The 23,243-nt window shown below is 70.1% G+C and carries 17 protein-coding genes and 1 pseudogene; 11 read left to right on the forward strand and 7 right to left on the reverse strand.

Annotated elements, in window-relative coordinates:
* The first annotated feature begins 136 nt into the window (after positions 1 to 136).
* The 4 genes and pseudogenes from ACFWPQ_RS04950 to ACFWPQ_RS04965 form a co-directional block, all read left to right on the forward strand.
* Complete coding sequence (locus ACFWPQ_RS04950; protein WP_384029995.1) at positions 137 to 1,462, forward strand: PhoH family protein; 1,326 nt, start codon at positions 137 to 139, stop codon at positions 1,460 to 1,462.
* A gap of 408 nt (positions 1,463 to 1,870) precedes the next feature.
* Complete coding sequence (locus ACFWPQ_RS04955) at positions 1,871 to 2,575, forward strand: transglycosylase SLT domain-containing protein (protein ID WP_361292013.1); 705 nt, start codon at positions 1,871 to 1,873, stop codon at positions 2,573 to 2,575.
* Between the two features lie 148 nt (positions 2,576 to 2,723).
* Positions 2,724 to 4,241 (forward strand): AI-2E family transporter, encoded by a 1,518-nt coding sequence (locus ACFWPQ_RS04960; protein ID WP_384029997.1) that lies wholly within the window; start codon positions 2,724 to 2,726, stop codon positions 4,239 to 4,241.
* Between the two features lie 10 nt (positions 4,242 to 4,251).
* Positions 4,252 to 4,455: pseudogene (locus ACFWPQ_RS04965) on the forward strand (hydrogen peroxide-inducible genes activator); the annotation flags it as partial.
* A 15-nt stretch (positions 4,456 to 4,470) separates the two neighbouring features.
* Here the strand turns inward: ACFWPQ_RS04965 and ACFWPQ_RS04970 are convergent.
* Genes ACFWPQ_RS04970 through ACFWPQ_RS04980 form a run of 3 tightly spaced genes read right to left on the reverse strand, consistent with a single transcriptional unit; the run spans position 4,471 to position 8,035 of the window.
* Positions 4,471 to 6,819, reverse strand: a complete 2,349-nt coding sequence (locus tag ACFWPQ_RS04970; RefSeq protein ID WP_384029999.1) for an ABC transporter permease — start codon at positions 6,817 to 6,819, stop codon at positions 4,471 to 4,473.
* A complete protein-coding gene (locus ACFWPQ_RS04975) occupies positions 6,816 to 7,514 on the reverse strand; it encodes an ABC transporter ATP-binding protein (RefSeq protein ID WP_384030001.1) in 699 nt (232 codons plus the stop codon). The genes ACFWPQ_RS04970 and ACFWPQ_RS04975 overlap by 4 nt, the downstream gene beginning before the upstream one ends.
* Positions 7,511 to 8,035 carry a PadR family transcriptional regulator gene (locus tag ACFWPQ_RS04980; RefSeq protein WP_384030003.1) on the reverse strand — a complete coding sequence of 175 codons (525 nt, stop codon included), beginning with the start codon at positions 8,033 to 8,035 and terminating at the stop codon, positions 7,511 to 7,513. The genes ACFWPQ_RS04975 and ACFWPQ_RS04980 overlap by 4 nt, the downstream gene beginning before the upstream one ends.
* Before the next feature lie 191 nt (positions 8,036 to 8,226).
* On the opposite strand from ACFWPQ_RS04980, the gene ACFWPQ_RS04985 reads away from it, so the two are divergent.
* The 6 genes from ACFWPQ_RS04985 (at position 8,227) to ACFWPQ_RS05010 (ending at position 16,117) form a co-directional block, all read left to right on the forward strand.
* The gene (locus ACFWPQ_RS04985) at positions 8,227 to 9,165 is read left to right on the forward strand and encodes an NAD-dependent epimerase/dehydratase family protein (RefSeq protein ID WP_384030005.1); all 939 of its coding nucleotides are present in this window, start codon (positions 8,227 to 8,229) and stop codon (positions 9,163 to 9,165) included.
* Positions 9,166 to 9,464: 299 nt separating this feature from the next.
* Positions 9,465 to 11,900, forward strand: a complete 2,436-nt coding sequence (locus ACFWPQ_RS04990) for a transglycosylase domain-containing protein (RefSeq protein ID WP_384030007.1) — start codon at positions 9,465 to 9,467, stop codon at positions 11,898 to 11,900.
* 250 nt (positions 11,901 to 12,150) lie between these two features.
* Positions 12,151 to 12,555 carry a DUF2690 domain-containing protein gene (locus tag ACFWPQ_RS04995; protein ID WP_384030009.1) on the forward strand — a complete coding sequence of 135 codons (405 nt, stop codon included), beginning with the start codon at positions 12,151 to 12,153 and terminating at the stop codon, positions 12,553 to 12,555.
* 63 nt (positions 12,556 to 12,618) lie between these two features.
* The gene (locus ACFWPQ_RS05000) at positions 12,619 to 14,865 is read left to right on the forward strand and encodes a glycoside hydrolase domain-containing protein (RefSeq protein ID WP_384030011.1); all 2,247 of its coding nucleotides are present in this window, start codon (positions 12,619 to 12,621) and stop codon (positions 14,863 to 14,865) included.
* A 5-nt stretch (positions 14,866 to 14,870) separates the two neighbouring features.
* Positions 14,871 to 15,353, forward strand: a complete 483-nt coding sequence (locus ACFWPQ_RS05005; RefSeq protein ID WP_384030013.1) for a hypothetical protein — start codon at positions 14,871 to 14,873, stop codon at positions 15,351 to 15,353.
* Positions 15,350 to 16,117 carry a hypothetical protein gene (locus ACFWPQ_RS05010; protein ID WP_384030015.1) on the forward strand — a complete coding sequence of 256 codons (768 nt, stop codon included), beginning with the start codon at positions 15,350 to 15,352 and terminating at the stop codon, positions 16,115 to 16,117. The genes ACFWPQ_RS05005 and ACFWPQ_RS05010 overlap by 4 nt, the downstream gene beginning before the upstream one ends.
* A 73-nt stretch (positions 16,118 to 16,190) precedes the next feature.
* On the opposite strand, the gene ACFWPQ_RS05015 is transcribed toward ACFWPQ_RS05010, so the two are convergent.
* The 3 genes from ACFWPQ_RS05015 to ACFWPQ_RS05025 all read right to left on the reverse strand — a co-directional run bounded on the left by ACFWPQ_RS05015 (position 16,191) and on the right by ACFWPQ_RS05025 (position 20,775).
* Positions 16,191 to 18,281: a SpoIIE family protein phosphatase gene (locus ACFWPQ_RS05015; protein WP_384030017.1), complete on the reverse strand. Its 2,091-nt coding sequence runs from the start codon at positions 18,279 to 18,281 to the stop codon at positions 16,191 to 16,193.
* Positions 18,282 to 18,585: 304 nt separating this feature from the next.
* Positions 18,586 to 19,305 (reverse strand): DUF402 domain-containing protein, encoded by a 720-nt coding sequence (locus ACFWPQ_RS05020; RefSeq protein WP_384030019.1) that lies wholly within the window; start codon positions 19,303 to 19,305, stop codon positions 18,586 to 18,588.
* An 84-nt stretch (positions 19,306 to 19,389) separates the two neighbouring features.
* Positions 19,390 to 20,775, reverse strand: coding sequence for a class II fumarate hydratase (locus ACFWPQ_RS05025; RefSeq protein WP_384030021.1), 1,386 nt, complete (start codon positions 20,773 to 20,775; stop codon positions 19,390 to 19,392).
* Positions 20,776 to 20,970: 195 nt separating this feature from the next.
* Between ACFWPQ_RS05025 and ACFWPQ_RS05030 the strand changes: the two genes are divergently transcribed.
* Positions 20,971 to 21,339, forward strand: coding sequence for a hypothetical protein (locus tag ACFWPQ_RS05030; RefSeq protein WP_384030023.1), 369 nt, complete (start codon positions 20,971 to 20,973; stop codon positions 21,337 to 21,339).
* 170 nt (positions 21,340 to 21,509) lie between these two features.
* On the opposite strand, the gene ACFWPQ_RS05035 is transcribed toward ACFWPQ_RS05030, so the two are convergent.
* On the reverse strand, positions 21,510 to 23,180 hold the full coding sequence (locus tag ACFWPQ_RS05035) for a fumarate hydratase (RefSeq protein ID WP_384030025.1): 1,671 nt from the start codon (positions 23,178 to 23,180) through the stop codon (positions 21,510 to 21,512).
* Positions 23,181 to 23,243 lie beyond the last annotated feature (63 nt).

Raw genomic sequence — 23,243 nt, forward strand, 5'->3', positions numbered from 1 at the left:
TGCACCAGCCCGACCGTGCGGTCACGGCACGGAAGAAGCAGCGGGGGGCCGGTTTTCGGCCCGTGCAGGGCGGCCGTCAACCGGTCCAGTTCGCCTTCGTCGCTCCCCGACCTCATCCGAGGGGGTACGTCCTTCCGTGGTGACCAGCACAACGCGCCGCAAGTCCGACCGGCGCACCTATGTTCTCGACACCAGCGTCCTGCTGGCCGACCCGAACGCCATGGCCCGCTTCGAGGAGCACGAGGTCGTGCTCCCGATCGTCGTGGTCACGGAACTCGAGGCCAAGCGGCATCATCCCGAACTCGGTTACTTCGCCAGGCAGGCGCTGCGCCTGCTCGACGACTACCGGGTCCGGCACGGCCGTCTGGACGCCCCGATCCCGATCGGGGAACTCGGTGGCACGATCCGTGTCGAGCTCAATCACTCGGACCCCAGCGTGCTGCCCAGCGGCTACCGCCTGGGGGACAACGACTCCCGCATCCTCGCGGTCGCCCGCAACCTGCAGGCCGAGGGATACGACGTCACCGTCGTCTCCAAGGACCTGCCGCTCAGGATCAAGGCCTCGTCGGTCGGTCTCCTCGCCGAGGAGTACCGCGCCGAACTCGCCATCACGGACTCCTCCGGCTGGACCGGAATGTCCGAACTGACCCTGTCCGGCGAGCAGGTGGACATCCTCTTCGAGGAAGGTCACGTGTACGTCCCGGAGGTCTCCGACCTCCCCGTGCACACCGGCCTGACCATCCAGTCGGAGCGCGGCAAGGCGCTCGGCCGGGTGACGGCCGAGGGCAACGTCCGTGTGGTGCGCGGCGACCGTGAGGCGTTCGGCATCAAGGGCCGCAGTGCCGAGCAGCGCATCGCGCTCGACCTGCTGCTCGACCCGGACGTCGGGATCGTGTCGATGGGCGGCCGGGCCGGCACCGGCAAGTCGGCGCTGGCGCTGTGCGCGGGCCTGGAGGCGGTCCTGGAGCGCCGCCAGCACAAGAAGGTGATGGTCTTCCGTCCGCTGTACGCGGTCGGCGGGCAGGAGCTGGGCTATCTGCCCGGCTCCGAGTCGGAGAAGATGAGCCCCTGGGCGCAGGCGGTCTTCGACACCCTCTCCGCGGTCACCAGCCGCGAGGTCATCGAGGAGGTCACCGCCCGCGGGATGCTGGAGGTGCTGCCGCTCACCCACATCCGCGGCCGCTCCCTGCACGACGCGTTCGTGATCGTGGACGAGGCGCAGTCGCTGGAACGGAACGTCCTGCTGACCGTTCTGTCCCGGATCGGCGCGAATTCACGGGTGGTTCTGACCCACGACGTGGCGCAAAGGGACAATCTGCGCGTCGGGCGTTACGACGGTGTGGTCGCCGTCGTGGAGAAGCTGAAGGGGCATCCGCTGTTCGCGCATGTCACCCTCACCCGGTCCGAGAGGTCCCAGATCGCCGCCCTTGTGACCGAAATGCTGGAGGACGGGCACATCTGAGCCATCTGATCCCTGTGTCCAACTTGGGCTGATTGCCCATCCGTTGGCGCCGTCCGGCAAAGGCCCCGAGCCTAGCCGGGCGGCGCCTTCGCGTGTGGCGGTTTCCTGGAATCCCTTGGGAGAAACCGGATGTGAGCTTTCACACGCAACTCTGAATTGCCACCCGGCGTCGGGTTACGGCAGAGTCTCACTCCTGTCAGGCCCCGCATACGACACACCCGTACCCCCAGCGGTACGGAACAACAGAAGCATCACTGCTAATTCCATAGCGACGTCGTATGCCGCCCGAGCACCACGCGGCGCTCCCTCCCAGGAGTTGCCCACCGGGCCCGTGTCTCCCGTGACCCAGTAGTGAGGAGACCAGTGTCGGGGGCAAGATTGCGTCCGCCAGGGTCACCGAAGCGGGCGATGCTGGAAGGAAACCGTGTGAGCCGGATCTCGGTCCGGGGATTCGCAGTGGCCTCGGCCACCGCGGTCACCGCCGTCGGAAGCGTCGTGGGTGTGGCCTCGGGCAGTGTTGCCCAGCCGAACAACGACGCCGAGGCTACGGCAGCCGACACCACGCTCCTCGCGGATCTGCCCGCGGGTGAGCAGGCCCAGGTGCAGACCGCGTCCCTGACGCAGCAGGCCGACGCCGTGGCGATCCAGGCGGACGCGAGCGCCAAGAAGGACGCCGAGCAGGCCGCCCGGGTGGCCGCAGCCAAGACCGCCGAGGCCAAGAAGGCCGAGGCCGAGAAGGCGGCGAAGGAAGCCAAGGAGCGCGCCGAGGCGAAGGAAGCGGCCAGCCGTTCCTCCGCCAGCTTCCCGGTCCAGAGCTCGTACACCGTGGCGCAGATCCAGGCGATGGCTCAGCAGATGGTGGCCAGCGGCCAGTACCAGTGCTTCAGCAACATCGTGGACCACGAGTCCAGCTGGAACTACCGGGCGGTCAACGCCTCCTCCGGAGCCTACGGCCTCTTCCAGGCCCTGCCCGGCTCCAAGATGTCCTCCGTGGGCGCCGACTGGCAGACCAACCCGGCCACGCAGATCAAGTGGGGCCTCAACTACATGAACTCCCGGTACGGCAGCCCTTGTGAGGCCTGGTCGTTCTGGCAGGCGAACCACTGGTACTAGGCGTTCCGCCGGGGTTCGCCGCGCCCCTACGGGGCGCTGAGCCTCTCTCAACCTTCCACAGCCCCTCCCCGTCCTAGGGGGAGGGGCTGTTGCCCTGTACGGTCGTTGCGGACGACTCCAGGGGGGAGTGGTGGGGAGAGGGCGGATCATGTCGCGCGTGCCTGGGTGGCTCGGCCGCATCGGTGCTGGACTGACCGAGATGGGCGAGCGGTTGGACGAGCGCCGGGCCGAGGTGGAGCGGGAGCACGCCGAGCCGGAGCCGCCCGCTCCGGTCGTGTCCGTTCCGGCGCCCGCCCCGGCCCCGGCCCCTGCCCCCACCCCGGCTCCGCAGGCCCCCGCGCCCGTCCGGAAGCCGGTGCCGCGTCCCGACCCGGTGACGGCTGTCCCGTGGGGGGTGCGCGTCGCCGCCGAGGTCGGCTGGCGGCTGCTGGTGCTGGCCGGCGCGGTCTGGATCCTGATGCGGGTCATCAGCTCCGTACAACTGGTCGTCTTCGCCTTCGTCGTCGCCCTGCTGATCACCGCCCTGCTGCAGCCCACGGTCGCCCGCCTGCGCCGCTACGGCGTCCCGCGCGGCCCCGCCACCGCGCTCACCGCCATCTCCGGCTTCGTGGTGATCGGCCTGATGGGCTGGTTCGTGACCTGGCAGGTCATGGAGAACATCGACACCCTCTCCGACCAGATCCAGAGCGGCATCGACGACCTGCGCAACTGGCTGCTGAAGAGCCCCTTCCACGTCACCGACAAGCAGATCAACCAGATCGCCAAGAACCTCCGCGAGGCGATCGGCGCCAACACCGACGAGATCACCTCGTTCGGCCTGGAGGGCGTCCAGGTCGTCGTGGAGGCCCTCACCGGCATCCTGCTGGTCTTCTTCTCGACGCTCTTCCTGCTGTACGACGGCGACCGCATCTGGCAGTGGTTCCTGAAGCTGGTCCCCGCCGCGGCCCGCGAAGGAGTGGCCGGGGCCGGCCCGCGCGCCTGGCGCACCCTCACCGCCTACGTCCGGGGCACGGTCCTCGTCGCCCTCATCGACGCCATCTTCATCGGCATCGGCATCTACTTCCTGCATGTCCCGATGGCCGTGCCGCTGGCCGTCTTCATCTTCCTGTTCTCGTTCATCCCCCTGGTGGGAGCCGTCGCCTCCGGCGCGCTGGCGGTGATCGTGGCACTGGTCACCCAGGGCGTCGTCACCGCGGTGCTGACCCTGGCCGTCGTCCTCGCGGTCCAGCAGATCGAGGGCCACATCCTGCAGCCGTTCATCCTGGGCCGCGCGGTCCGCGTCCACCCCCTCGCCGTGGTCCTCTCGGTCACGGCCGGCAGCCTGGTGGCGGGTCTGGGCGGCGCGGTGGTGGCGGTGCCACTGGTGGCGGTGACCAACACGGTGGTCAGCTATCTCCACCGGTACTCACAGGAACGCTACGGAGGCACCGAGCCCGACGAGGACGCCCAGTCCCCGGAACCGCCCGGCCCGGCACCCGGCGAAGACGACCACTCCCCGCAACCGACCCGCCCGACGCCCGACGACGCTGCCCAGCCGCAATCTTCGACCCGTCCGGCGCCGGACGGGGCTGCCCAGCCGCATTCTTCGACCCGTCCCACGCCTGACGACGTCGCTCAGCCACGCTCTCCAGCCCGTCCCGCGCTTGAAGAGGGCGCTCAGCCATAGACTCCAGCCCGTCCCGCACACCGCCGTGAAGGTCGAGACCAGCCGCAGCGAGCAGCTTCTCACCGGTTCCTTCGCGGAGCCCGCGCCGAGCCGCCGGGTCGCCCTCGCGATGCGCGCGGGGGCAGCGCGCGGCGCCGAGTACCGGGAGCTGGCGGCCGCGTTGCGCGAGGCGCTGCGGCCGCTGCCCGTCCGGGTCCTCGGCGCCGGTTCCTGACACCTGTCGTTCGGCCTATTCGGTGCGCAGGCCGTCCGGGCGCATCAGCCGCAGCAGGGGCGGCAGGCTCAGCAGGGTCACGGCCAGGACGACCGCCGCGCCGAAGCCGGTCATCGCCAGCACGCCCGGCCAGTCCACGCGCACCGTGGAGCCGACCATCCGCAGCAGCACCGTGCCCAGCGTCAGCCCCACCACGCCGGCCAGCGCCAGGCCCAGCCCGACCGGGATGGCCGCCTGCCACAGCACCGACAGGCTCAGCGTGCGGCGCCGGGTGCCGAAGGCGACCAGGGCCGACAGCAGCTTCTTGCGTTCGCGCAACTGCTCCAGCTGGCCGACCAGCAGACTCGCCCCGATCAGCGCCAGGACGGCGGCCGCGCCCACGAACAGCCCGGTGCGGATGGACTCGAACTGGCCGTCCCGCTCGAACCGGGTCAGCGCCTCCGCGTGCATCAGCGGGTCGATCCGGACCGCCGTGTTGATCACGTACTCGTTGACGTCACGCACCGCGGAGTCGATGGACAGGTAGACCACGCCCTGCACCGCCGTGTCGGCGCCGGCCGGCAGCGCGCCCGGGGTGAGCAGGAGGCCGCCGCGCTTGTAGCCGGTGGGGTCCTCGCGGGTCTGCGCCTGCTTCAGCCCCGCCGGCACCTCCCAGCGGCTCGGGGAGCCCTCGGTGTCGCCGGTGTAGGAGGGGTTGAGGTACAGCGTCCGGCCGTGCTTCTCCCCGGTCGCCAGCAGCTTCGCGGTCTCGGAGTCGCTGTCGGACCCCTTCAGCGCGAAGGCGTCGCCGTCGTGGCAGGACGGCAGGGTGGCGATCTCCCGCAGCGAGGCGCAACTGCCCACGCTCACCTGGGTGGTCTGGCTCGGGTCCTTCTTCAGGTCGCCGGCCTGGCCGTCGGCGATCGACACCACCTTCCGCACCCCCTTGGTGGCGGTCATGGCCCGGGCGACCTCGGGCACCGAGACGCCGTCCGGAACCTGGATCGACATCTGGGCGCGGTTCAGGTCGTTGGCGGTCACCTTGGTGTAGTCCGCCTCGACACCGGCGAAGACCATCTGGAGCGCGATCGCCCCGGCCACCGCCACCGCGATGCCGTTGACCATGCGGGCCGCCGTACCGCTGCTCAACTGCAGCCTCCGGACGGCCAGTTGCCAGGCCACCGCGCCCCGGCCGAGCCGGCCGACGACCGTCTCCACGACCCACGGCAGCAGCGCCGTGACGCCGACCAGGAGGAGCAGGACGCCGCCGGTCACCAGGTACTGGTTGAAGTCGCCGTCGCCGCGGCCCTGCCCGATCATCGGGTAGAGCGCCGCCAGGCCGGCCACCGGGAGCAGCAGCCGCCACCACAGCCGGCGGCGGGCGGGCTTCGCCGTACGCACCACGCCGAGCGGCTCGATGACCACCCCGCGCAGCGTGAACAGGGTCACCAGCACGGCCGCCGCCGGGACGGTGACCGCCACCAGCGCGGCCAGCACGGGGGAGGGGTTGAGATAGCTCGGGAACACGCTGATGCCGAACACCTCGACGCTGCCCGCGAACTGACGGCCGGCCAGGAAGAAGCCGACGCCGAGGACGAGTCCGAGGAGCGCGCCCGCCATCGCCTCGCCGGCCGCGATCCGCCGTACCATCCGGCCGTCGGAGCCGACCAGCCGCAGTGCGGCCAGCCGCCGGTCGCGGCGCTCGCCGCCGAAGCGGACGGCGGCCGCGACGAACACGGCGACCGGCATCAGCAGCACCACGAACACCACGAGGACGAGCAGGGTGAGGACCGGGTCGGACTCCTCGTCCGGGGACCGGGGGCTGCCGAAGTGGTCGATCCGGGCCACGTCCGGCGGGTGGATGTGGGCGGCGAGGTCGGCGGAGCCCGCGTAGTAGGCGAGCTCCTGCGAGCCGGTCAGCCCGCTCTCCGCGATGGTGGCGGTGATCCGGTACGGCAGCCGGGCCCGCAGGAGGGCCCCGTCGGGGGAGTCGAGCAGCCGCTTCAGCGCGGGCGAGACGGCCATCTCGCCGGGCGCCGGATACGCGGTGAGCCCGGGCGGCACCGGCGCCTTCGCGCCCTCCCGCTGGACGATCCGGCCGCGGATGTCGTTGCCCCGGTAGGGGGTCTCGATGTCCGCGACGACGAACGTCTTCTCGCCGGCCTTCATGGGCTTGCCGAAGACGTACGTGTAGTCCGCCCGCGCCACGTCGCGCTGGTGGCGCACGGTCAGCGCGCTCGGGATGGCCGTGGTGAGCAGCAGCAGAGCCACCCCCAGGCCCACGCCCACCGCCGTCATCGCGGCCCGGAACCAGCCCTCGCGTCCGCCCCCGAAGGCGAACCGGACCCCCATGGCCAGATCCCTGGACCACTGCCTGGCGTTCATACCGCCCGCTCCATGTCCCGGGACTTCCCGTCCCGTACGACGATCTCGCGGTCGGAGTAGGCGGCCACCCGCGCCTCGTGCGTGACGAGGACGACGGCCGCGTTGGTGGACCGGGCGGCGTCCGTCAGCAGCTCCATCACCCGCTCGCCGTTGAGCGAGTCGAGCGCGCCGGTCGGCTCGTCCGCGAACAGCACCCGCGGCCCGGTCACCAGCGAGCGCGCCACCGCGACCCGCTGCCCCTGCCCGCCGGAGACCTCGCCGGGCCGCTTCTTCGCGAGGTCGTCGACCTCCAGGCGCTGCATCCAGCCGAGCGCGGTCTTCTCGGCCTCCTTGCGGGACGTGCCGTTCAGCCGCAGCGGCAGCGCGACGTTCTCCACGCAGGTCAGCTCGGGCACCAGCTGGCCGAACTGGAAGACGAACCCGAACTCGCTGCGCCGCAGCGCGCTGCGCTCGGCGTCGCTCATGGTCGCCATCTCCCGCCCGGCGTACATGATCGACCCGGCGTCGGGCGGCACGATCCCGGCGAGGCAGTGCAGCAGCGTCGACTTGCCGGACCCCGAGGGACCCATCACTGCGACGACCTCGCCCGGGTGTATGGAGAACCCGGCCCCGTCGAGGGCGAGGGTCGGGCCGTAGGCCTTGCGCAGACCCTCGGCGGTGAGCAGCGAACCGGCCGGAGCGGCGGCGGCGTTCACGCGGCCACCTCCGCCCGGAGCTTGTCGAGCCGGGCCGCGGTCAGCTCCAGCCAGCGCAGGTCCGCCTCCAGGTGGAAGAGCGCGTGGTCGCAGACGAGCTGGTCGGCGAGGTCGCCGTGGCGCTTGCGGTCGGTGAGGATGCGCATGCTGCGCAGGTGCTCGGAGCGCTGGCCGTCGAGGATCTCGCCGGCGTCGCGGTGCGTCAGCAGCGCGAGCACGACCTTGGTGTACAGCGTCGACTGGAGGTACTCGGCCGGCTTCTCCGGAGTCGCCAGCCACTGCTCGACATCGGTGACCCCGGCGTCGGTGATGGCGTACCGCTTCCGCTCGGGTCCGCCGCCCGCCTCGATGCCGTCGACTTCCACGAGCCCGTTCTTCAGCAGCCGGGACATCGTCGAGTAGACCTGGCCGTAGTGCAGCGGCCGGTCGTGACCGAACTTCTCGTCGAAGGCCCGCTTCAGGTCGTAACCGTGGCGCGGGCCGGACTCCAGGAGCCCCAAAAGAGTGTGACCGATGGACATGGCGAGCACTCTACACACGGTGTATACGCCGCATGTATACGCCGAGTGTGTAGATCATGGCGGGGTGTGCGAACGCGCACGTGGGAGCCGTTTGTCACGGTTGTGCGACAGCGCGATGTCACAGCGGCGCGGGTCTGTCTCGTCTCCGGTCCGGGAGTCGGTCCACGGCTCCGGAACGGACCAGGAAGGTGATGACCGTGCGGGTGTTCGTGGCGGGTGGCAGCGGGGTTCTGGGACGGCGGCTGGTGCCGCGACTGGTGGCGCGGGGGCACCGGGTGACGGCTACGACGACGAGCGCGGCCAAGCTGGGACTGCTGAGGGAACTGGGCGCGGACGGGGTCGTCATGGACGGCCTGGACGCGCTGTCGGTCGGCGCGGCGGTGGCCGGGGCCCGCCCGGACGTGATCGTCCATCAGCTGACCGCGATCTCCCCGGCGCACGCCGGCAAGCCGGACATCCGGCACCCCGACCGCTGGTTCGCCCTCACCAACCGGCTGCGCACCGAGGGCACGGACCACCTGCTCGCCGCCGCCGAGGCGACCGGTGTCCCCCATGTCGTCGCGCAGAGCCACGGCAGCTGGAACGGCGTCCGCGAGGGCGGCTGGGTGAAGACGGAGGAGGACCCGCTGGACCTGATGCCGGGAACGCCCGCGCACGGCGGCATGCTGGCCCTGCGCCACCTGGAGGACGCGGTGCTCGGTGCGGGGGGTGCGGCCCTGCGCTACGGCGCGTTCTACGGCCCCGGCGCCATCGACGACCAGGTGGAGCTGGTCCGCAGGCGCCAGTACCCCCTGGTCGGCCGTGCCACCGGCCACAGCAGCTGGATCCACCTCGACGACGCGGCGAGCGCCACCGTGCTGGCCGTCGAACAGAAGGCGCGGGGCGTCTTCAACATCGTCGACGACGAACCGGCGCCGGCCGCCGCATGGCTGCCGCATCTCGCCCGGTGCGCCGGCGCGCGGCGCCCGCTGCGGGTGCCGGTCTGGCTGGCCCGTCTCCTGGCCGGCGAACAGGCGGTCGTCGTCATGACCCAGGGCCGCGGCTTCTCCAACGCCAAGGCGAAGCGGGAGCTCGGCTGGGAACTGCGGTACCCGTCCTGGCGGCAGGGGTTCGAGGAGGAACTGGCCTGAGCGCAGGCGGAGGAGCGCGCCCGGAGCCTGCCGCGGTGGTTCCGGCCGTCTTCGTCCTGTTCGAACCCTGCTCGGACGTATCCAAGTGGTATCACTTGACGGCGCCCGGCAACCCTCCGCCTGCTCCGCTCGTCGGTTCCGTTGGGTGGGGGTGCTGATTGTCACGTCCGAAAAAGGGCAGATCGTGCGTCCTTTGTCATAGCGAGCGGTGTTAGTTTTCTGGACTGACCTGAGCCACGTACTTGTGTGACACCCGTACACACGTGTGACAGCCGAGACGAAGCGGAGCAGACGGACTCATGGGACGAGCGGACGAGAGAAGAGCGCGACAGCGTGGCGGCCGCCGCGCCGCGCCGCGGAACCGCACGTCCGAGCAGGTCGAGCCCGAGATCACGGCGGAGGGCGGGACCACGACGGTGGTCGAGTCCCCGGCCGCCCCGGCGGCCGAGGGCGCCACCCGCGCCGAGCGCCGCCGCGCCGCCTCCAGGAAGCCGGGCAAGCCCGGTCCGCCCGGCAAACCCGGTACGCCGGGCAAGCCTGCCAAGGGCCGCATACGCAGGCTGTTCACCTGGAAGAAGATGCTCGGCGCGTTCTTCACCGTCTGCCTGCTGGGCATCGGCTCCTTCATCGCGCTGTACATGATGGTGAGCATCCCCGAGGGCAACGCGCTCGCGCAGACGCAGAGCAACGTCTACAAGTACAGCGACGGCTCGGTCCTGGCCCGCAAGGGCACCGTCAACCGCGAGATCGTGGACCTCTCCAAGGTCCCCAAGGAGGTCCAGCACACCTTCGTCGCGGCGGAGAACAAGACCTTCTACAACGACAACGGCATCGACCTCAAGGGCATGGCCCGCGGCCTCTACAACACCGCGAGGGGCCGCGGCACCCAGGGCGGGTCGACCATCACCCAGCAGTACGTCAAGAACTACTACCTCGACCAGGACCAGACCGTCACCCGCAAGCTGAAGGAACTGGTCATCTCGCTGAAGGTGGACCGCGAGAAGTCCAAGGACGACATCCTCGCTGGCTACATCAACACCAGCTACTACGGCCGCGGCGCCTACGGCATCCAGGCCGCCGCCCAGGCCTACTACCGCGTCGACGCCGACAAGCTCTCCGTCCAGCAGGGCGCCTATCTGGCCGCGCTGCTCCAGGCGCCCAGCCAGTACGACTGGGCGGTGGCGGGGCCCGTCGGCAAGAAGCTGGTGCAGGAGCGCTGGAACTACGTCCTGGACAACATGGTCGGCCAGAAGTGGCTGGACAAGTCCAAGCGTGACGCCATGAAGTTCCCGATCCCCAAGGAGCCGAAGGCCGCGTCCGGTCTGGAGGGCCAGAAGGGCTACCTGGTCGACCTGGCCAACACCCAGCTGGAGAACCAGCTGATGAAGTCGCAGGGCCTCACCCGCTCCGAGGCGGAGGCCCAGGTCGTCGACCAGGGCTGGACGATCACCCTGAACATCGACCCGAAGAAGCAGACGAAGCTGGAAGCGGCCGTCAAGAGCCAGCTCACCAGCAAGCTGGACGGCAAGAAGCGCAAGGTCGACAAGAACGTCCAGGCCGGTGCCGTCTCCGTCGACCCCAAGACCGGCAAGATCCTCGCCCTGTACGGCGGCGTCGACTACTACAAGCACTACACGAACAACGCCACCCGCGCCGACTACCAGCCCGCGTCCACCTTCAAGCCGATCATCCTCGCCTCCGCGCTCGACCGGGACGCCAAGACGCAGGACGGCAAGGACATCAACGCCAACGCGATCTACGACGGCACCAGCGGCCGTGCGGTCAAGGGCAGCGACATCGCCTTCTCCCCGCCGAACGAGGACGACGCGGACTACGGCAACATCACCGTGCAGACGGCGATGAACAAGTCCGTCAACTCGGTGTTCGCGCAGATGGGCGTCGACGTCGGCATGAAGAACGTGCTGCAGACCGCCGACGACCTCGGCCTGGACACCGAGAGCCTGCAGGCGGTGCCCGCGATGACCCTGGGCACCATGGGCGCGAGCCCGCTGGAGATGGCCTCGGTGTACGCCACCCTCGACAACCACGGCCAGAAGGTCACCCCGTCGATCCTCGCGTCCGCGGAGAAGACCGGCCGCAAGGTCGACCTGCCGGACCCGATCGGTGAACAGGTGATCAGCCGTGAGGCGGCCGACCAGGTGACGTCGGTCCTGACCGGTGTGGTCGACGACGGTACGGCCAAGGTGTCGGTGGCCCAGAACCCGCTGCGCAAGGGCCAGCAGGTGGCCGGCAAGACGGGTACGTCCGACTACAACAGGTCGGCCTGGTTCACCGGTTACACGCCGGACCTGGTCACCTCGGTCGGGCTGTTCGGCGAGGACGCCAAGACCCACAACCAGGTCCCGCTGACCGGCGCCACGGGCCTGATCCCCGGCACCGGCCGTATCAACGGTGGCGGTTACCCGGCGCAGATCTGGGCGGCGTACACCTTCGGCGTCACGAAGAAGGCCAAGTTCGACCTGGACACCAAGCTGGGCGCAGCCGTCAAGCCGTCCAAGACGCCGACCCCCACCCTCACCCCGTCCGAGACCCCGTCGCAGACCCCGAGCTCGACCCCGACGAAGTCGGCGACCCCGTCGCAGACCCCGTCCCAGACGCCGTCCCAGACGCCGTCGCAGACCCCGTCCCAGACGCCCTCGCAGACGCCGACGGACACGCCGACGACTCCGGGCGACGGGAACACGGACCAACCGCTCGACCAACTCGACCAGTAGGCCGACGACAGCACCGAGCACGACGGAAAGGGCGTCCAGCACCGGCTGGGCGCCCTTCGGTCTTTCCGGGACCGCACATTACGGACAAAAAAAGCCGTGGACATGACATGGAGTGCTGCCTAGGATCAGTAAAGAACAGGCAAGGCGGCCGTAAAGGCCGCTTTGTCGCGTCGAATACTCCTGACGAACCGAAGGGGGCTGTGTTATGCGCAGAAATTCGGTGAGGGCGGCGTTGGTTTCCGCCGCGGCCATGGCGGCCACCATGATTCCGCTCGCGGGCACCTCGTACGCCGCGGGCTGTTCCGGGACCGGCTGTGACAACAAGGGGCCGGTCACCTACGGCTGCGACTCCAACGTCATCACGGAGCGAACGGTCACCAACGAGAACCGGGTCGCGGAACTCCGCTGGTCGACCGACTGCCTGGCGGGGTGGGTGCGCGTCGAGAACAACGCGACCCCGTCGGTGTACACCTCGTACGCCACGATCGAGAAGTACAACGCCGCCGGAACTCTCATCAGGTCGCTTTCCGTCACCACGCCCGGCTATGGAAAGTCCGACTGGTCGAACATGCTCGGCGGTTCGACGTACTACTACCGGGTCTGCATCCGGTTCGACGCCGACCTGTATCCGCTGAAGTGCAGCACCAAGTGGTAGCCGGCGGAAAAGAAAACGCCGACAGGGTGTTATTTTCCGCGAGCGGGCACGAGGGGGACTTCCGTGGCCGATGAAATGGTGCTCAGAGCCCAGCGGTTCGTCAACCAGGTCTACGGCAGCCGGATCGGCATGACCGTCACCGAGGACGGGAACACCGGCTGGAACACGATGTACGCGCTCACGCGCGCTCTGCAGTACGAACTCGGCATCACGACCCTGTCGAACACCTTCGGGCCCACCACGCTCTCGACGCTCCAGTCCAAGTACCCGAAGCTGAACGCGTCCACCGTTCCGTCGGGCGACTTCTGCCGCATCATCCAGTCGGCCCTGTACTGCAAGGGCTACGACGGCGGCAGCATCGACGGCCTGTACAGCGACCGGGTCGCGGCGGCCGTGTCGGGGCTGAAGGCGAACATGGGCGTCGACGGCGCGTACCCGGGCGGCAGCCTTGAGCCGAAGGTCTTCAAGGGCCTGCTCAACATGGACGCCTACGTCACCGTCAACAGCGGCTCCGACACGATCCGCGGCATCCAGCAGTGGATGAACGGCCGTTACGTGGGCCGGCAGGACTTCTTCATCATCCCCTGCGACGGCCACCACTCCCGCGACGTCGCCAAATCCCTGCTGTACGCCATCCAGTACGAGCTCGGTATGGCCGACGGCACCGCCAACGGCGTCTTCGGCCCCGCCACCCAGACCGGCCTGAAGTCCCACACCGTCACCGTGGGCACCACCGGCACCTGGGCGCTCCTGTTCACCGCGGCCATGATCCTCAACAAGCGCGCCGTGCCGTTCGGGAACTTCACCGGGGAGGTGCAGGCCGGGGTCGAGGTGTTCCAGTCCTTCGCGCGGCTTCCCGTCAGCGGAAACGGCGACTTCCAGACCTGGGCGTCCCTGCTGGTCTCCTACGGTGACCAGACGCGCGTGGGAGAAGCCTGCGACGGCGTCACGAAGATCACCCCCGCTCGCGCGCAGGCGCTGAAGAACGCCGGCTACAAGTACATCGGCCGGTATCTGTACAACCCCTCCACCACCTCCCTTCCGGAGAAGGAGATCCAGCCGGGTGAGCTGGACACCATCAAGCAGTACGGGCTGCGCTGCTTCCCGATCTACCAGACGTTCGCCAGGTCGGCCGACTACTACAGTCCCGCACAGGGCGTCACGGACTGCCTGAACGCCGCGTACAAGGCCGAGGAACACGGCTTCAAGTACGGGTCGCGGATCTACTTCGCGGTCGACTACGACGCGGTCGACGACGAGGTCACCGCCTTCGTCCTGCCGTACTTCGCCAACATCAAGGCGCGCATGGACCGGATGGGCAACCCGTACCGGATCGGCATCTACGGTCCGCGCAACGTGTGTTCCCGCGTCTTCGCCGCCGGATACGCGGAGACGAGTTTCGTGTCCGACATGTCGTCCGGCTTCTCCGGCAACCTGGGGTACACGCTCCCGGAGAACTGGGCCTTCGACCAGATCGTCACCAAGACGGTCGGTTCCGGCGACGGCGCGATCGAGATCGACAACAACATCGCCTCCGGACGTGACACCGGCCAGGGCGACTTCGACCCGGCCCCGGCGCAGAAGCAGGACATCGGCTTCAGCCTGGCCTACTGGGACGGGCTGGCGCAGGAAGCCACCGGCTACATGGCCTCCATCGGCAGAGGCGAGGGCACCAACAACATCTACACACGTCTGCAGTGCCTGGAGACGGTCATCCAGCTCGACGACGTGATCACGGCGACCGCCCGCCGGTACCGGATGCGCAAGGCCCTCATCCAGACCTCCGCCTTCTGGGAGTTCTGCCACTACGGTTCCGAGGACGTCTTCGTGGACGCGGGTGTCGGCCTCTACTACTCCGGCATCCTCCCCGACTGGGCCGAGGGCATCCCGGGTGTGCAAAGGGCCCAGGACAGCAGTATCGGAATCGGGCAGATCCAGGGCCGTATCGGGATTCTGGCGTGGAACAACTCCATCCGCTCCGGTCTCGTCGACGGAACGATCCTCGATCCCACCGACGTGCGGCCCAGCCCCGACGCCGACCGCTACACGATGTGGCTGCGGCTGCTGGAGGACCACGCGTTCAACGTCCGTACCGTGGCCCACGTCCACATCTGGTCCGCGGACGGCAAGGCGGGCGACGTGGCGGAGACCCCCGTCAGGCGTCCCGCACTCGACTACACCGACACGGAGATCTACGAAGTCCTGCGCCGCTACCAGGGCCCGGAGGAACCGGCGTTCTCCGACGCGACGCTCCGCATGCCGCTGTACGCGATCTTCGAGAAGTACAACCGAGTCATCAGGGAGTCATAGCCCTCATGCCGATGTCCGACCCGTACCAGGCACCGGACTTCACCGTGCTCGTCACGGTCCTGTTCACAGGCCTGGCGGCCCTGCTCGGCCTCGCCGGGTACCTGGCCTCCCGGCTGACGAGACAGAACCTCGGTTCCCGCACCCCGCCCACCGTGTGGCGCGAAATGTCCCTGACAGCGGTGACCGGGTCGCTCGCCCTCTACCTCTGGGGGTGCCTCCATCTCGTCTTCCTGGAACGGCAGGAGATCGGCAACGAGTGCGCGAAGAAGGCCGAGGGGGTTCGGGTGGCCGCGTTCCACGGCGACTTCGTCCCCCTGCGGCTCGTCTGCCGCACGGACGCCGACCGCAGCTACACCGTCGTGGTCCCCGGCTACCTCAATCCCTCCCTCGCCGTCCTGCTGCTGCTGGCCCTGGCCTGCGCGATCACCGCCGCCGTGCTCCACCGCAGGCAGCGAACGGCCAAGACGGAAGAAAGGCCGACCCTTTGAGCCACACCGTCCCGACCCGCAGACACGCCCTCACCGCGGTGGCCGGTGTCACCGCCGCCGCGAGCCTGGCCGGCACCGGACTGACCGCCGCCCCGGCAGCCGCCGTACCCCAGGCCGGGCCCACACCCCTGAGGAACGACAAGCTGAAGGAGGCGCTGAGCCGTCAACAGGCCCGGCGCCGCCGCCTGCTGACGAGCCGCCCGTCCGTGAACGGATGGGAGATGGAGAACGAGACCGACGCGAACGGCTCGATCTGGACCTACGGCATCCAGGGCACCCCCGGCCCGCTCACCGTCGCCCTGCGCGCCGGGGACGTGCGGACCGTGCTCGTCCATGTGGTCCGCCGTTTCCACTACGAGATCGACGCCCTCGGCACCCAGGGCGAACCCCGTCCGGTCGAGGGCTGGCTACCGCCCACGGACATCCGCGACAGCCGGCTTCCCGAGTCGAACCGGGCGTCCGGCACGGCCGTGGCGATCCGGCCGGGCTCCTACCCGCCGGGTGCCCGGGGCGCCTTCACGGCCGGCCGGCAACTGATCATCCGCGACATCATCGCCGACACCGAGGGCGTAGTCCGCTGGGGCGGCGACGACCGTCGTCCCAGCGAGGGCCTGTTCTACGTGGCGGTCCGCCCGGGAGATCCACGCCTGGCCCGGGTCGCCGCCAAGATCCGCTCCTGGGAGGAGACCCCCGGCCGGGGAGCGGGCGTCCTGGTCGACATGACCCAGCCGTCCCGAAGGCGCCGCGCCGCGCGCTACGCGTGACGGAAACCTGAAGTACGGCATGTGAACGGCCCTGCCCCGCACTCACGTGCGGGGCAGGGCCGTTCGGCGTCTCTCAGCGGTTCAGCTCGAACCACACGACCTTCCCGGTGCTCAACCGCGTCGCCCCCCACCGCCGGGCCAGCCGGTTCACCAGGTACAGCCCCCGGCCGCCCTCGTCCGTCGCCCGGGCCTGCCGCAGCCGCGGCAGCTGGGGCACGTCGTCGCCGACCTCGCACCGCAGCACATCCGTCCGCAGCAACCGCAACGTCACCGGCCGCGACGCGTACCGCACCGCGTTCGTGACGACCTCGCTGACCAGCAGCTCCACGGAGTCGGTGAGTTCCTCGAGCCCCCAGCGGGCCAGCGCCCGGCGCGCCAGCCGCCGGGCACGCCCCGGCGCCGCGTCCTCCGGCTCCAGGAACCAGTACGCGACGTCGCTCGGCGCGATCCCGTCGAACCGGGCCGCGAGCAGCGCGATGTCGTCGTCGCGGTCACCCGGCCCGAGCATGTCGAGCACCTCGTCGCACAGCGCCTCAAGGGGCGGCGGATGGTCCGGTCCCGTCAACTGCGCCGTAGCGGCGAGCTTCTCGCGCAGCTGCTCTATGCCGGTCCACACGTCCCGCAGCCGGGACTCCACCAGCCCGTCGGTGTACAGCAGCAGCGTCGCCCCGGCCGGCGCGTCCAGCTCCACCGCCTCGAAGTCGACCCCGCCGACGCCGATCGGCGCCCCGGCCGGCACCCGCAGCACCTCGGCGTGGCCGCCCAGGTGCAGCAGCACCGGCGGCGGATGCCCGGCGTTGGCGATGGTGATGCGGTGCGAGACCGGGTCGTAGACGGCGTACAGGCAGGTCGCCATCCGGTCGCTGCCCAGCCGCTGGGCCTGCTCGTCCAGGTGGTGCAGGACCTCCTGCGGCGGCAGGTCGAGGCCCGCCAGTGTCTGCGCGGTCGTCCGGAGCTGGCCCATGATGGCCGCCGAGGTCATGGAGTGGCCCATGACGTCACCCACGACCAGCGCCACCCGGCTCCCGGGCAGCGGGATCGCGTCGTACCAGTCACCGCCCACCCGGGCCGTCTCGGCGGCCGGAAGGTAACGGGACGCCAGCCGCACGCCCGTGGCGCTCGGCAGGTTCTCGGGCAGCATGGTGCGCTGCAGCTCGTCGGCGATGTAGGCCTCCCGGCCGTACAGCACCGCCTTGTCGATGCCGAGCGCACTGTGCGTGGCCAGCTGGGCGGCGACCAGCAGGTCGTCGGCCTCGAACGCCAGCCGCTCCGGGCGGCGCAGGAACAGGGCCGCGCCGATCACCCGGCGCCGGCCGCGCAGCGGGGCGAGGATCGCGTGCTGGGCACCGGGGACGAGCGATTCGTTTCCCTCACCGAGGAGTTCGGGGAGGGCGGCACGGGCCGCGGGGGAGTCGGCGAAAACCGGTCGTACGCCCCGCAACACCTCGTTCAGCGCACCGCCCGGCCGTACCTCGCACAGCTCCGCGGTGAGCGCGGCCAGGCCGATGTCGGCCGGATCCGGCTCCGGGACGGGCAACGGCGGAAAACCGTCGGAGTCCCGCTCCTCCGGGATCCGGTCCGTGCGGCGCAGCCGCAGCACCACCGGGCCGACGGGCCGCTCGTCGCCGACCGGCAGCGGGTCGCGCAGATAGACCAGGATCGCGTCCGAGAAGGTCGGCACGGTCGCCCGGCACAGCCCCATCACGATCTCGTCCAGGTCGATGCCCCGGGCGATCCGGCGGGTCGCGGCGCCCACGAAGCGCAGCCGGTCGCCGTCCCGCCGCATCGGCATCGGCCGGCCGGGCGGCAGCCCGCGTCCGCTACGGCGCTCCTGGGAGCCCACCGCCCGCTCCGGCTCGGCGCCGGGTTGCGGCGGGATGCCCTCCGGGGCGGGGCGCGGCCGGTGCGGATCGGGCTCAGCGCTGGTGGGCTGGGCGTGCTCGGGGCCGTTGACGGAGTGCTCCTTGGACGTGCTGGTACCGGGACCGGAGGGCGTCTCTCCCGCGCGGGCCTGTGCCGGTAAGGCGGTGCCGCCGCGCGGGCAGGGCTGCGGTTGTCCCTGTGTCTGCACCTGCGGCTGCGGGGAACGCAGGAGCGCCCCGCGGCCCTCCGCGGGGTCGGCGCCCGGCTGTGGGCGCTCGTAGGAGGTGGGGTGCTCCGTCACGCGTGTCGAATCCGTCCGTCCGGGGCTGCGCGCCGGGCGCGCAGGTGGTCCCGCCGAAGTGCCGATACCCGGATTACGTGTCCCAGGAACGGAATTTCGGCGTGGCTGGAGGCTGTTCCTGTGCCACCGGCAAACGATCTGCGGCCCGCGCACCGCTCGCCGGTGTTGCCCTCGTACCCCTCGCTCACGTCCTGCCGCCCCTCGGTGACGTTCGGTCAAGCCCGGCGCATGCGCCGGGAGTTGTGCTCACGTTTCCTTGCGGAGGACGATCCTACGGTTGTGGACCGGGGGCGCATCAAGGGTCTCATGAGGACACGTGCGCGGGCGTACGGTCCCAGTCCTCGGGCAGTGACGGTACCGCCCAGGACGGGTCCGGGCGCCAGTGCTGCCAGCCGGCCGAGAAAGGCGGCTCCCAGGCCTCGACGGCGGCCACCGCGGCCAGGCCCGCCGTCCGCACCGCCGCGGCCGTCTCCGCGTCCATCAGCCCGTCCCGCTGGGCCTGTGCGAACTCGTCCTCGTCGAGCCAGCGCCAACTGCGGTCCGGGTGCACGGAGATGTCCAGAAAGTGGTCCTCCGAGTCCACTCCGCCGCCCCAACGGACCAGCGGCTGCTCAAGGTTGACGTACCAGTTCTTGAACTGCCAGCCCGGCTCCCAGAACAGCCACACCGACCAGGGCTCACCCGGCCGGGCCAGCTTCAGGACTCCGGTGCCGCGCCAGTGGCCGTGCGTGACGGACCTGGGTTTGGTGTAGCGGGACTCCAGCGGTTCCTCACCGACCGACGAGCCGTCGGCGAGCACCGGCCTGACGCACTCGGTGCCGGGTGCCAGCCAGACGACGAGCAGCTCCTCGTCGTCCCGGACGACGGTGACGGGGCGCGCGATGTGGAAGCCGTGCCCGGCGTTCTCCCGGTACCGCCACAGGATCTGGCTCCCGGGAGCCCAGAAGCCGGACCCGGCGCCGTTCCCGGTCGCACCGCCCGTTTCCCCGCGCATCACGCGTCTCACCGCTCCACCGTCTGCCATGCACAGATATTAGGTGCCACAGGCATACGACGCTGCGGCGGACGTCACGGTTCTGGCCGGGCGGCGCGAAACGTTCGCACCCGGTTACGGCCGTGTCATCCGCAGGACATCAAGCGCCTCGTCCAGCTGCTCGACGGTCAGGTCGCCCCGCTCGACGTACCCGCCCTCCAGGACGACCTGGCGGATCGTCTTCCGCTCGGCCAGCGACTTCTTGGCGACCTTGGCGGCCTCCTCGTACCCGATGTACTTGTTGAGCGGGGTGACCACGGACGGCGACGACTCGGCGTACTCCCGCGCCCGCTCCCGGTGCGCGGTGATCCCGTCCACGGTCCGGTCGGCGAGCAGCCGCGACACGTTGGCCAGCAGCCGCACGGACTCCAGCACGTTCTTCCCGATGACCGGGAGCATCACGTTGAGCTCGAAGTTCCCGGCCGCGCCGGCCACGGCGATCGTCTGGTCGTTCCCGACGACCTGGGCGGCCACCATCAACACGGCCTCCGGAATGACCGGGTTGACCTTCCCCGGCATGATCGAGGACCCCGGCTGCAGATCCGGCAGCGCGATCTCGGCGAGCCCGGTCCGCGGCCCCGAGGACATCCACCGCAGATCGTTGGCGATCTTCGTCAGCCCGACCGCGATCGTCCGCAGCTGCCCGCTCGTCTCCACGATCCCGTCCCGGGCGCCCTGCGCCTCGAAGTGGTTCCGGGCCTCCGTCAACGGCAGCCCGGTGACCCGGGCGACCTCCTCGATCACGGCGGCGGAGAACCCGGGCGGGGTGTTGATCCCGGTCCCGACCGCCGTCCCGCCGAGCGGCAGCTCCGCGAGCCGGGGCAGCGAGGCCCGCAGCCGCTCGACGCCGTACCGCACCTGCGCCGCGTACCCCCCGAACTCCTGTCCCAGGGTCACCGGCGTCGCATCCATCAGATGCGTCCGCCCGGACTTCACCACGTCGGCGAACTCCTCGGACTTCCTGGTGAGCGAGTCGGCGAGGTGCTCCAGGGCCGGAACCAGATCCCGGGTGACGGCTGCGGTCGCGGCGACGTGGATGGACGACGGGAAGACGTCATTGGAGGACTGCGAGGCGTTCACATGGTCGTTGGGGTGGACGTCCCGCCCCAGCCGCTCGGTCGCCAGCGTCGCGATCACCTCGTTGGCGTTCATGTTCGACGACGTCCCCGACCCCGTCTGGAACACGTCCACCGGGAAGTGCTCGTCCCACTTCCCCTCGGCGACCTCCTCGGCCGCCTCCTGGATCGCCCGGGCGATGTCCTTGTCGACCACCCCCAGCTCGGCGTTCACCTTGGCCGCCGCGCCCTTGATCCGGGCCAGCGCCTCGATGTGCGCGCGTTCGATCCGCTGCCCGGAGACGGGGAAGTTCTCTACGGCCCGCTGGGTCTGGGCCCGCCACTTGGCGTGCGCGGGCACCCGGACCTCGCCCATGGAGTCGTGTTCGATGCGGTAGTCGCTCATGTTCCTGTCAGCGATCGGGGCACGGCGGTTGTTCCGGACGCGACCGGCGCCTGCTGCATTGGCACCACCGACGTCACCGGGTCGGGGGACGGCCTCCCCGCCCGCCAGGCCGAACATCACGGATAAATGTGACTATCGGCCCAAGGTGACAGGGCGACTCCCCGCCGTCACCACGGCTGGCAGGAGGACCACTCGATGAACTTCACTCCCAAGGGTCTGCTCGGCACCCTCGCAGCGGTGTCCATAGGCGCGGCGACCCTGCTGGGCGCGGCAGCCGGCACGGCGGGCGCCGCAGGCTCCCGAGCCCACTGCGACCGCGCCGAACGCCCTGTCTGGAGCGGCGACCCCAGCCGCAACGTGACCGCCCAGGGCTGCACCCTGCCGTCCGGCGACCGCCGCTGGTACCGGATCCAGGTCGACACCCTCGTGGAGCCCCACCACAAGACGGAGTACCTGAACGGCCCGGTCGACCGCACCGAGAAGCGGCAGCACAGAACCCTCAGATGCATGGGCTACACCACGGACGGCGACACGGTGAACTGGTTCGGCTGCATGCCCCACTGACCTGCGCTCTTCAGCCCGTCCGGCGTTTGAGGACGAGGCCGTTCAGGCCGAAGCGGGGGTCCGGGGGCGGCAGCCCCCGAACCGGGCGGTCGAAGGGGGCCCACCCCCTGGAAGGGCGGGACGGGCAGGGGCGGCGGGGGCGGCATCCCTCCCCCGCCGCACCGGACGCACTAGGCCAGCCCCGGCCCCCGCACCGGAATCGTCGTGAACGTCGGAGCCGGAGCCGGGTCCTGGAAGAAGTCGTTGCCCTTGTCGTCGACGACGACGAACGCCGGGAAGTCCTCGACCTCGATCTTCCAGACCGCCTCCATGCCGAGCTCCTCGTACTCGACGACCTCGACCTTCTTGATGCAGTCCTGGGCGAGCCGGGCGGCCGGTCCGCCGATCGAGCCGAGGTAGAAACCGCCGTGCGCCTCGCACGCGTCGGTGACCTGCTTGCTCCGGTTGCCCTTGGCCAGCATCACCTTCGACCCGCCGGCCGCCTGGAACTGCTCGACGTAGGAGTCCATCCGGCCGGCCGTCGTCGGCCCGAAGGAACCGGAGGCGTACCCCTCGGGGGTCTTCGCCGGACCGGCGTAGTACACCGGGTGGTCCTTCAGGTACTGCGGCATCTCCTCGCCCGCGTCCAGCCGCTCCTTGATCTTGGCGTGCGCGATGTCACGGGCCACCACCAGCGGACCGGTGAGGGAGAGCCGCGTCTTGACCGGGTACTTGGTCAGCTCCGCGAGGATCGTGTCCATCGGCTGGTTCAGGTCGATCCTCACCACGTCCGAGGATTCGTCGAGGTGCTCGTCCGTCGTCTCCGGCAGGAACCGCGCCGGGTCCGTCTCCAGCTGCTCCAGGAAGACACCCTCGGCGGTGATCTTCGCGACGGCCTGGCGGTCCGCGGAGCAGGACACCGCGATGGCGACCGGGCAGGACGCGCCGTGCCGCGGCAGCCGCACCACGCGCACGTCGTGGCAGAAGTACTTGCCGCCGAACTGCGCGCCGATCCCGATCTTCTGCGTCAGCTCGAAGACCTTCTGCTCCAGGTCCTTGTCCCGGAAGCCGTGCCCGAGTTCCGAGCCCTCCGCCGGGATCTCGTCCAGGTAGTGCGCGGAGGCGTACTTGGCGGTCTTCAGCGCGTACTCGGCGCTCGTACCGCCCACCACGATCGCCAGGTGGTACGGCGGGCACGCGGCCGTACCGAGCGAACGGATCTTCGCCTCCAGGAACTTCATCATGGAGGCCTCGTTGAGGACGGCCTTCGTCTCCTGGTAGAGGAACGACTTGTTGGCGGAGCCGCCGCCCTTCGCCATGAAGAGGAACTTGTAGGCGCCGCCGTCGGTGGCGTACAGCTCGACCTGGGCCGGCAGGTTCGACCCGGTGTTCTTCTCCTCCCACATGGTGAGCGGAGCCATCTGCGAGTAGCGCAGGTTGAGGTTCAGGTACGCGTCGTAGATGCCGCGGCTCAGCGCCGCCTCGTCGCCGCCCTCGGTCAGCACGTTCTGTCCGCGCTTGCCCATGACGATGGCCGTGCCGGTGTCCTGGCACATGGGCAGCACGCCGGCCGCCGCGATGTTCGCGTTCTTCAGCAGGTCGAGCGCGACGAACTTGTCGTTGTTCGACGCCTCGGGGTCGTCGATGATCCGGCGGAGCTGGGCGAGGTGCGCGGGGCGCAGGTAGTGCTGGATGTCGTGGATGGCCTCTTCGGCCAGCTTGCGCAGCGCCTCGGGCTCCACCTTGAGGAACGTCCGCCCGTCCGGTCCCTCGACGGTGGACACACCCTCGGAGGTCACCAGCCGGTACGGGGTGGTGTCCTCGCCCTGGGGGAGCAGATCGGTATACGCGAACTCAGGCATCTCAGCCCATTCCTCACTCTGACGGACGGCCGCCCGCCGACGCTGGCGGGCGCGTCCAGCCTA

The sequence above is a fragment of the Streptomyces sp. NPDC058464 genome (assembly GCF_042721035.1).
Classification (GTDB): Bacteria; Actinomycetota; Actinomycetes; order Streptomycetales; family Streptomycetaceae; genus Streptomyces.